The sequence below is a fragment of the Streptomyces sp. NPDC104309 genome (genome assembly GCF_055584025.1).
The window spans coordinates 44,681-53,892 of record NZ_JBVJMV010000048.1; the positions used below are offsets into that span (position 1 = coordinate 44,681).

Below are 9,212 nucleotides of genomic sequence, written 5' to 3' on the forward strand. Positions count from 1 at the left end.
GGGGGCATGACAACAGACACCGGCGAGGACAGGCCGCCCACGGGCGTCTCCGACGAGGAGCGTCTCGCGCAGCTCGGGTACACACAGACGCTGGCCCGGCGCATGTCGGCGTTCTCCAACTACGCCGTCTCGTTCACGATCATCTCGGTTCTCTCCGGCTGCCTCACGCTGTATCTCTTCGGCATGAACACGGGCGGCCCCGCGGTCATCACCTGGGGCTGGGTGGGCGTCGGCCTGATGACGCTTTTCGTCGGCCTGGCGATGGCCGAGATCTGTTCGGCGTACCCGACCTCCGCCGGTCTCTACTTCTGGGCCCACCGGCTGGCCCCGCCGCGCTCGGCGGCGGCCTGGGCCTGGTTCACGGGCTGGTTCAACGTCCTCGGCCAGGTGGCCGTGACGGCCGGGATCGACTTCGGGGCGGCGTCCTTCCTGGGCGCGTACCTGAACCTCCAGTTCGGCTTCGTGGTCACCCCCACCCGTACGATCCTGCTCTTCGCCGCGATCCTGCTGCTGCACGGACTGCTCAACACCTTCGGCGTGGGGATCGTCGCGATCCTGAACAGCGTGAGCGTGTGGTGGCACGTGGTCGGCGTCGCGGTCATCGTCGGCGCCCTGACGTTCGTACCGGACTCGCACCAGTCGGCGTCGTTCGTGTTCACCGAGTTCGTGAACAACACCGGGTGGGGCAGCGGCTTCTACGTCGTGATGATCGGTCTGCTGATGGCCCAGTACACGTTCACCGGCTACGACGCGTCCGCCCATATGACGGAGGAGACCCGCGACGCGGCCACGGCGGGCCCGCGCGGCATCGTCCGGTCGATCTGGACCTCCTGGATCGCCGGCTTCGCCCTGCTCCTCGGCTTCACGTTCGCCATCCAGTCGTACGACGGGGCGTTGGGCTCCCCGACCGGCGCCCCGCCGGCCCAGATCCTCCTGGATGCCCTCGGCGCCACCACCGGCAAGCTCCTGCTGCTCATCGTGATCGGCGCCCAGCTCTTCTGCGGCATGGCGTCCGTCACCGCGAACAGCCGCATGATCTACGCCTTCTCCCGGGACGGGGCCCTGCCCTTCTCCCGCGTCTGGCACACGGTCAGCCCCCGTACCCGCACCCCCGTCGCGGCGGTCTGGCTCGCCGCCCTCGGTGCCCTGGCCCTGGGGCTCCCGTATCTGATCAACGTCACGGCGTACGCGGCGGTGACCTCGATCGCCGTGATCGGCCTGTACATCGCCTATGTGATCCCCACCCTGCTGCGCCTGATCCGGGGCGACGACTTCGCCCCGGGGCCCTGGCACCTGGGCCGCTGGTCCCGCCCGATCGGTGTCGTCGCGGTGACCTGGGTCGTGATCATCACGGTGCTCTTCATGCTGCCGCAGGTCTCGCCGGTCACCTGGGAGACGTTCAACTACGCCCCGATCGCGGTCCTGGTGGTTCTGGGCTTCGCCGCGACGTGGTGGCTGGCCTCGGCCCGCCACTGGTTCCTCAACCCGGATCACCACCGCGCGACCACACCGCAGGCCCTCACCCGCACCCCGTGATCCCGGCGCCGATCCCCATGCCCGTCACCGCTCGTTCCACGCTGATTCCCCTCGCGACGGGGCCCGACAACCGATACCCGATCGGCGGCCGGGCCCCGGCGGGCTATGCTCAGGGGTGATGTGCCGAGGGCCGTTAGCTCAATTGGCAGAGCAGCGGACTTTTAATCCGTTGGTTGTGGGTTCGAGTCCCACACGGCCTACGCGAAGCAGGGTGGGGAAACCCCTTCTGACCTGCTACTTAGCGCCCCGACTGGCTTCGGCCGGCCGGGGCGCTTCGTCTTTCTCGGCGTCTTGCGTGAGCGATGCGTGAGCGGACGGTCCGACAGCTGGGGCTACGGAGGAAGCCTTACGGGCACGCGGCACCAGGGCGGCGGCGGCTTCGGCGGCAGCCTTGTCGACCTCGGGCAGCAGGCTCGTGTACGTGTCAGAGGTCAGCGTGATCGTGGAGTGGCGCAGCGTCTCCTTGATCGTGTGCAGATCGCCGCCCCCGCCATGAGTGAGAGTGGCCGCGACGTGGCGTAGATCGCGCAGGGTGATGGGCGGCAGATCCGTGGTGGCGAGGATGCGCCTGAACGTCTCGGAGGCCGTCTCCGGGTGCAGCCAGGAGCCGTCCTCGCGGGTGAACACCTTGCCGGTCTCGTTCCAGGCGTCGCCCCACTTCTCCCGGGCGCTCAGCATCGCCTTGTGGTGCTCGCGCAGTAGAGCGACGTTGACGCTGTCCAACGCGATCGTGCTGGCGCTGCCGTCGGTCTTGGGGGCGGACTCGTAGGTGTCCCAGCCGTCGACGACGATTTCCTTGGCCGGGGTGATGAGGCCGGCGTTCAGGTCGACGTCGGTCCAGCTCTGGCCAACGGCCTCGGGCATCGGTCACCGCACCTCTCCGGGCCGCCGGAATACCAGCAGAGCCAGCAGAACCCGGCGGGCTCACCGAGCTACCGGTCGCCGTGTCCGATGGGTCTCCGGAACCTCCTGCCGACGTTGCGGAGACCAAGTCCCGGGGTGGCCGTCCGCCCGGCGCCCCGCTCGGGGATCTCGTGGAGATCGGCAGGGCTGCCTGTGCTGAGCAGGGAAAGCTCACCCGGGCCACTGTCCGGAAGGCAGTTGAGGACAAGGGCCTTCCGATTTCCAGTGAGCGGCTGACCGAGGTGACGAACGTCCTCCGGAACGAACGCACAGCCTCCGCCGAAAGCGGTCCAGCCAACGGCTGACCAGGAACCTGCCGGGTGACCGGAACCCATTCCGGTCACCCGGCCAAGCCGGTCACTACTGGCTCATCACACCTATGGACGGGTCCGTGTGACCGCTCGCAGCTCACGGGCCCTCCCGAGAGCCCGCCTCACCCCCTCGTCTGGAGAACCGTTCATGACGCACGATCCACACCACCCCAAGGAACAAATACCGTTGACGACGTCGCCTGTGCTGACGGAACGTGTGCGGCAGGCATTCGGACGGGCTGCTTCCGACGGAGCAAGTTGTCGGGTAAGGAGTCCTTACCCGGCCTCCGCCCCTCGGGGGTCGGAGGCATCCGGCGCCGAGGCGGCACCGGAGTCGGCCGGCCCGGGGGAGCCGACCGGGACAGGAGGCGCCGAGCCATCCTCGATCGTGCCGCAGCAGCCAGCGCCGCGTCGCCGTCTGCGTGACAAGCAGTTGCGCGAGCACCGCGTCCACCCCCGCTACAACGACCACGAGTTCGCCCTCGTCAGGAACGCCGCCACTCTGAGTGGCATGGCGACCGGTGGCTACGTGGCCGAGTGCTCGCTTGCCGCCTCCCGTGCCAGCGACCCCACCGCAGCTGTCGCCGACTACCGCGCCATGGTGAAGACGCTCATGGCCGCCAACGGACAGCTCGGCAAGATCGGCAGCAACCTCAACCAGCTCACCCATCACCTCAACAAGGACGGCGCCTGGCCCCACCCCGCCACCGTCCAAAGGCTGCTGGCCCGCGTCGAGGCGTCCATCGACGAACTGGACACCGCCATCGCCCAGGTCGCTGAGGCCCGGTGAGCCAGTGATACCCAAAATCATCCTCGGCGCGGGCCCGAAAGCCACGCGACGCACCATCGCGTACCTCTTCGGCAAGGGGCGGGCCAACGAGCACACCGACCCACACCTGGTGGCGTCCTGGAACGGCTTCGCCCCAGATCCCGGCCGCAGCCCCCACCGCGACCCGAAGGACGTGGAGGCCCAGCTCGTCGCACAACTCGACCAGCCCGTGAAGATGCTGGGCGACAAGGCACCCAGGGACACCGTGTGGCACTGCCCCGTCCGGGCCGCGCCCGAAGACCCGATCCTCAGCGACGCTCAGTGGGCGGACATCGCCCGCCGGATGGTGGCCGCCGCCGGCATAGCCCCCGACGGGGATGAGGAAGCCTGCCGCTGGGTGGCCGTCCGTCACGCCGATGACCACATCCACATCGCTGCCACCCTCGTACGCCACGACGGCCGTCGGCCCGAGCGCGGCTACGACCAGCGCGCAGTCCAGCGTGAGGCCCGCTCAATCGAAGCCGACTACGGGCTTCGGCGGTTGAAGCCGGGCGATGGTACCGGCGCCAAGCGACTCACCAGCAAGGAGCACTTCAAAGCCAAGCGCCTAGGCCAGGACTCCGCCGCCCGTGACGTCCTGCGTCTGCGGGTACGCCGCGCGGTTGCCGCCGCGTCCGACGAGGCCGAGTTCTTCGCACTGCTGGAGAGCACAGGAGTGGCTGTGCGCTTCAAGCCCGGCCCCTCCGGTGATGCGCTCGGCTGCAACTTCGCTTTGCCCTACGACACCAACGACAAGGGCGAGCCAGTCTTCTACGCGGGCTCCACCCTCGCCCCCGACCTGTCTCTGCCCAAGATCCGCAAGAGCCTCGCCACCACCAGCCCCGAACCAGTCACCGCCCGGCCGGGCAACCCATGGCACCAAGCCACCGCCGCCGCGGACCGCATCCCCCACCACCTCACCCACGGCGACGACCAGACCGCCCAAGGCCAACTGGTGCTACTCGGCGCGACGCTGGATCTGCTGCCGATCAACGCACCGACCGCGGCGAAGGCCGAACTGGAACGAGCCGCTGTCGCCTTCGAGCGCGCCACCCGCTCACGCATCGCGGCCGACCTCGCCAGCACCCACGCTCTGCGTCGCGGAATCCAAACGATCTGGCGCGACCGGCCCTCGGACGGCGACGGGTCCGGAATCGCCATGCTGCTGGACACCGTGCTCACGGCAGTGGTGCTCGCCATGCACTGGCACCGGACCCACCAGCACGCCCAGCAGGAAGCGGCAGCAGAACAGGCGCTCGTACACCTTCAGGTCGCGTACGCCCAGGTCGCCGAGCCGGTATTGGCCGGCCTCGCGCAGCGCGCCCCCAGCCCCCAGATGAAGCACCGCTACGCCCACCACCTCCAGCAGGCCGTGCCGGAGCACGCCGAGCGCATCCTCAACGACCCTGCCTGGGACGCACTCACCGCCGTACTCGCCGAGGCAGAGGCCGCCGGGCACAACGCGACGGCCGTCCTCGTCCAGGCCCTCGGCCAGCGCACCCTGGACGACGCCCACAGCCCCGCCCGCGCGCTGACCTGGCGCATCCGCCGCCTCGGTGACCGTCACGCCCCTGGTCCACGCGCTCAGGCGGCCAAGGCGCGCGGCACCACGCAACGTGGTGCCGCCCCTATCCACCGGGCAGCAGCGCCTCCGCCGCCGCAGGCACCGCCAGCACGGCGGCGCTGATCAGGCCGGTGCGGACAGCTTGGGAGTAAGCAGCTCCAGCGCCTCTTCCCAGCGGTACTGGTCCGCCCCACCGCCGGCCTTCGGCTTGTGGGGCTTGTACGAACCGATCAGGACGCCCATCTCGCGCAGCCGCTCCAGGCTCCGGCTGTATGCGGGATGTGCGGCCTGCGCCGAGTTCAGGTAGGGCATGACGGCAGTAGGAATGCCGAAGCCGTACGCCTCGCACAGGATGCCCAGCGCCAGGGTGTCCGCGATTCCGGCAGCCCATTTGTTGATCGTGTTGAAGGTGGCCGGGGCCACCGCGATGGCGTCGGCGGGTGGGAGCGGGCGTGGGTCGCCGGGCGAGCGCCAGGCCGAGCGGATCGGGTAGCCGGTCTGTGTCTCGACCGCCTCGGCGTCTATGAAGCCGAGGGCCTGCGGGGTGGCGACGACGCCCACATCCCAGTTCGCCTCCTGGGCCGCGGTGATCAGGATGCCGACGTCGCCGGCGATGCCGGAGGCGCACACGACGACGTAGAGGAAGGGCTTCTTGGTCTGCCGGTCCGGCTGATCACTCATGCGGGGACTCCCAGTTGACGGCTGAAGCGGTGCAGTTCAGGCAGCGTACGTCGGCGGTCGCGGGCGGCCATGTCGGCCACCAGCTCACGGACGGCCGGGCGACGGATGTCCTGGGCCGCGCAGCTCTCGGCGATGCGAAGGGCCTGGTATCCGTCCGCCAGGCGTCCCTGCTGGCTGTAGGCGCGGCCAGCCTCAATCCACAGTGCGGCACGACGCTCGGGAACGGGGATGTGACGGCGCATGAGAGGCCGGGCGGTGTCCAGGGCGACGCCGGCGTCGCCGAAGACGACGGCCGCGCTGAGTCCGTGCAGGGCGACGTTGGTCGGGCTGAAGTTGGCCCAGGCGTCGGGGCTGTCGAGTGCCACGTAGCGGGCGACTTCCTTCGCCTCGGTGAGGAAGTCCCGGGTGGCGGACCGGTCGCCGCCGCTGCTGGCGGCGGTGACCCCGCGCAGAAGCAGCAGTCCGAGCGCCGCGAGGTACTTCGGGGAGCGCTGGTCGTACGAGCCCGTGAGCTGGTCGGCGGTGTGCCGGACGAGAGTGATGGCTTGAGCGGTGTGGCTGTCACGAGCCAGGGCGTGGGCGTGAACGCGGACGCTGGAGGCGAGGACGACGGGATCGCCGGATCGTTCTGCCTCGGACATGGCGCGTCCGACCGCGAGCCAGGCATTGCCCTGGTCGCTCTGCTTGAGGAGCAGGCTCGCCGATGTCTGATACGCCGTGGCGAGGAGCCCGGACAGGTCGCTCGATCCGGGGCTGTCGCTGATGGCCTGACGTAACTGTCCGATCAGTACGGGCAGCATGCCTTCCAGCTTTGTGTAATCGCAGGTGCAGAACAGGCGTCGCACACCTGCGACTTGATCTCGCATGGTTTGGAGATCCGGCACCGGTTCGGCAGTCACACGGGCTGTTCCAGGCAACAGGGACTGGACCAGGTCCTGATGGGCGGTGCTGGGGAGGGTCGGCGCCGCGAGCGCGGCGATGCCGGCGGCGAGAACGGCACGGCGGTGCATGTCCTCTGTCTCGGGTTCGGAGTGGTTGATGTCCGAGGTGGCGGCGAGGCCGAGACGGTGCGGCGGAATGGCCAACACGCGCGAGACCTCGCGCAGCATGCGGATGTCGTCCGTGCCGCTGCCGCCTTCCAGACGGCTCACCTTGGACTGGTGATAGCCCAGGGCGGAGGCGACGTCCTTCTGCGAACGCCGCTGTAATACGCGGGCCTGCCGGATCACTTCACCGATCCGTCTCGCTTCGCTGTGCGCTTCGGCCATCTGTGCCACGGCTCCTCCTGCCGTCGCCGATCCTGCCTTCCCAACCGAGCGTAAGGGACCGGCAGTGCACCGTGATGCAGCTTCTGCATAGACGATGCAGCACCCGCACACGTCCTGGTCCGAGGGGCCCGTCCGGCGGTTACGTGGAGTGGCCGAACCAATCAGGAGGCCGCTCATGGAAGCGCACCACATCCGGATTCCCGTCTCCGGCACATCTGCCGGCGCCGCGTCGGCGCGCCGGCAGATCGCCGAGGAGATACGGGAATGGGGTGCCGCTCTCGGACCTGCACTCCTGGATGCGGCTGTGTTGGTGGCCTCGGAGCTGATCACCAACGCGGTACGGCACGCACACAAAGGACCGATCACAGCTGGCGCCTACCTCAGCGACGAGGCGCTACGGATCGCCGTGATCGACACCAGCTTCGACATCCCGGAAGTCGGCCTGCCGAATGCGGAGGAGGAAGGCGGACGCGGCCTGTTTCTTGTCGCCGCACTCGCCGATCGCCACGGATTCGACCCGCTGCCTTCCGGTAAGCGCTGCTGGGCCGAGCTCGATCTCAGCGCTTCGCTTCCGATCATCGCAACACACGTGCCCCAGATGAGGAGCTGACTGTTGCCAGCCGTACGAATTCCCCCAGTGGCCGCTGAAGTGGTCGCCGTGCGCCCGAGCGTTCCGCTCGCCGGGGCCGTGACCGTAGACGGGTCGAAGAACGCGGCCCTGCCCCTGCTGGCCGCCGCCGCGGCCATGCACCGCCCGGTGCACCTGAGCAACGTCCCGGCCAACACGGATGTCGGAACGATGCTCACCCTCCTCCAGCAGACCGGCTGGCACGCGGCCCGCCCGGTCAACGATCCGCACACCACGGTGATTCTGCCGAGCGACAAGCAGCGGTCGGATCCCGATCCCGAGGTCGCTGCGCGTATCAGAGCTTCGTACTACCTGGTCCCGGCGCTTCTTGGCGCCTATGGGCGGGCCCGTTTGCCGTGGCCGGGCGGCTGCGCCATCGGGAGTCGTGGGATGGAGCAGCACTTCAAGGTGTACGAGCGGTTCGGTGACCGCTCGACTGTTGATGACCGCGGCTACCTCGTGGAAGCAGCCACTGGCGGACGCGGGACGGTGTCGATCATGCTCCCCTTCCGGTCCCGCGGAGCGACCATCGCGGCTGTCCTGCGTACGGTCGTCGCCGGACGGCCGCTGCGCTTGGGCCAACCGAATCTGTCGCCCGAAGTGCTCAGTGTTGTGGAGGCGTTGAGGGTCTCCGGGTGGGAGATTCGGGTCAGCGAGGCTGTCCTCACCCTTCAGCCGCCTCGATCCATCTCCGGCGGGGAGATCCGGTGGCGGGTGCCTGGCGACAAGATCGAAGCGGGCACGCTGGCCTGCGCAGTCGCGGTGACGGGCGGCAACGCGCGCATCCTCGGCGTACGCCGCGACGACATCACGCCCCTGATCACCGCGCTGCGCTGGCTCGGCGTTCCCGCCGACGCCGAGGACGGCGCCCTCACCATGCAGGCCGAGGACGCTCAGCCCACCGGCCGACCGCTGCGAGCCGTTGCCTCTCTGTCCCCCGGCGGCCTGGACGCGGACTTCGAGCCCGCGCTGCTGGCCCTGGCCCTCACCCTGCCCGGCACCCACCTGTTCGCCGACGACATCAATCCCGGCCGCCACCGCAACCTGCTGCCCCAGCTCGTCCGCCTCGGAGCCACGATCGACGAGCTGTCGCCCACACAGTGCCGCTTCGCCGGTCCGCAGCAGCTGACCGGTGCCGGAGTGGAGGCCACCGACATCCGCACAGGCTCCGCCCTGCTCATCGCCGGCCTCACCGCTCGCGGCGTGACCACCCTCGGCGGCCTCGAACAGCTCCGGCGCGGCCACGCCGACCTGCCCGTCAAGCTGCACGCCCTCGGAGCCGACATCTGCGAGGTGATCCCGTGAACCGGCAACTGCGACAGATCATCGCGACGACCGACGTCCACTCCGCCTTCGACTCGGCCGCTCCGATGCTTGCCCACCTCCACGCTGCGAGGCCCGACAGCCTGATCGTGGACTCGGAAGATTTCAAGTCCAGTGAGACGGTCGTGACGCTATGAGGTTTGTGGTGTGGGTTCCCTGCGCTTGGCTGGGTCGTTGATCCATGCGGTCT

General features: G+C 69.2%; 7 protein-coding genes, 1 tRNA gene and 2 pseudogenes. 7 read left to right on the forward strand and 3 right to left on the reverse strand.

The window, feature by feature from the left end; genetic code table 11:
- Window positions 1-6: 6 nt before the first annotated feature.
- Window positions 7-1,536, forward strand: coding sequence for an amino acid permease (locus ACZ68L_RS39250; protein WP_469587544.1), 1,530 nt, complete (start codon window positions 7-9; stop codon window positions 1,534-1,536).
- 127 nt (window positions 1,537-1,663) lie between these two features.
- Window positions 1,664-1,736, forward strand: a tRNA-Lys gene (locus ACZ68L_RS39255).
- Window positions 1,737-1,770: 34 nt separating this feature from the next.
- Here the strand turns inward: ACZ68L_RS39255 and ACZ68L_RS39260 are convergent.
- A pseudogene (locus ACZ68L_RS39260) lies at window positions 1,771-2,394 on the reverse strand (tyrosine-type recombinase/integrase); the annotation flags it as partial.
- A 744-nt stretch (window positions 2,395-3,138) separates the two neighbouring features.
- Here ACZ68L_RS39260 and ACZ68L_RS39265 point away from each other — a divergent pair.
- Together ACZ68L_RS39265 and ACZ68L_RS39270 are read left to right on the forward strand one after the other, a co-directional pair.
- Window positions 3,139-3,540 (forward strand): plasmid mobilization protein, encoded by a 402-nt coding sequence (locus tag ACZ68L_RS39265; RefSeq protein ID WP_469587546.1) that lies wholly within the window; start codon window positions 3,139-3,141, stop codon window positions 3,538-3,540.
- 4 nt (window positions 3,541-3,544) lie between these two features.
- A complete protein-coding gene (locus ACZ68L_RS39270) occupies window positions 3,545-5,245 on the forward strand; it encodes a relaxase family protein (RefSeq protein WP_469587549.1) in 1,701 nt (566 codons plus the stop codon).
- Here ACZ68L_RS39270 and ACZ68L_RS39275 read toward each other — a convergent pair whose 3' ends face one another.
- A complete protein-coding gene (locus ACZ68L_RS39275) occupies window positions 5,246-5,803 on the reverse strand; it encodes a flavoprotein (RefSeq protein ID WP_469587552.1) in 558 nt (185 codons plus the stop codon).
- Window positions 5,800-7,071, reverse strand: coding sequence for a helix-turn-helix domain-containing protein (locus ACZ68L_RS39280; RefSeq protein WP_469587557.1), 1,272 nt, complete (start codon window positions 7,069-7,071; stop codon window positions 5,800-5,802). The genes ACZ68L_RS39275 and ACZ68L_RS39280 overlap by 4 nt, the downstream gene beginning before the upstream one ends.
- Before the next feature lie 175 nt (window positions 7,072-7,246).
- Between ACZ68L_RS39280 and ACZ68L_RS39285 the strand changes: the two genes are divergently transcribed.
- The 3 genes and pseudogenes from ACZ68L_RS39285 to ACZ68L_RS39295 form a co-directional block, all read left to right on the forward strand.
- Window positions 7,247-7,681: an ATP-binding protein gene (locus ACZ68L_RS39285; RefSeq protein ID WP_469587555.1), complete on the forward strand. Its 435-nt coding sequence runs from the start codon at window positions 7,247-7,249 to the stop codon at window positions 7,679-7,681.
- Between the two features lie 39 nt (window positions 7,682-7,720).
- The gene (locus ACZ68L_RS39290; protein ID WP_469587560.1) at window positions 7,721-9,004 is read left to right on the forward strand and encodes a UDP-N-acetylglucosamine 1-carboxyvinyltransferase; all 1,284 of its coding nucleotides are present in this window, start codon (window positions 7,721-7,723) and stop codon (window positions 9,002-9,004) included.
- Window positions 9,001-9,129 (forward strand): annotated as a pseudogene (locus ACZ68L_RS39295) (bifunctional metallophosphatase/5'-nucleotidase); the annotation flags it as partial. The gene ACZ68L_RS39290 and the pseudogene ACZ68L_RS39295, both read left to right, overlap by 4 nt.
- Between the last annotated feature and the right edge of the window lie 83 nt (window positions 9,130-9,212).

Bases quoted from the DNA above. Each gene is read 5' to 3' on its own strand.
- ACZ68L_RS39285 (WP_469587555.1), top strand. From the start codon at position 7,247: ATGGAAGCGCACCACATCCGGATTCCCGTCTCCGGCACATCTGCCGGC.
- ACZ68L_RS39280 (WP_469587557.1), bottom strand. From the start codon at position 7,071: ATGGCCGAAGCGCACAGCGAAGCGAGACGGATCGGTGAAGTGATCCGG.
- ACZ68L_RS39275 (WP_469587552.1), bottom strand. From the start codon at position 5,803: ATGAGTGATCAGCCGGACCGGCAGACCAAGAAGCCCTTCCTCTACGTC.
- ACZ68L_RS39250 (WP_469587544.1), top strand. From the start codon at position 7: ATGACAACAGACACCGGCGAGGACAGGCCGCCCACGGGCGTCTCCGAC.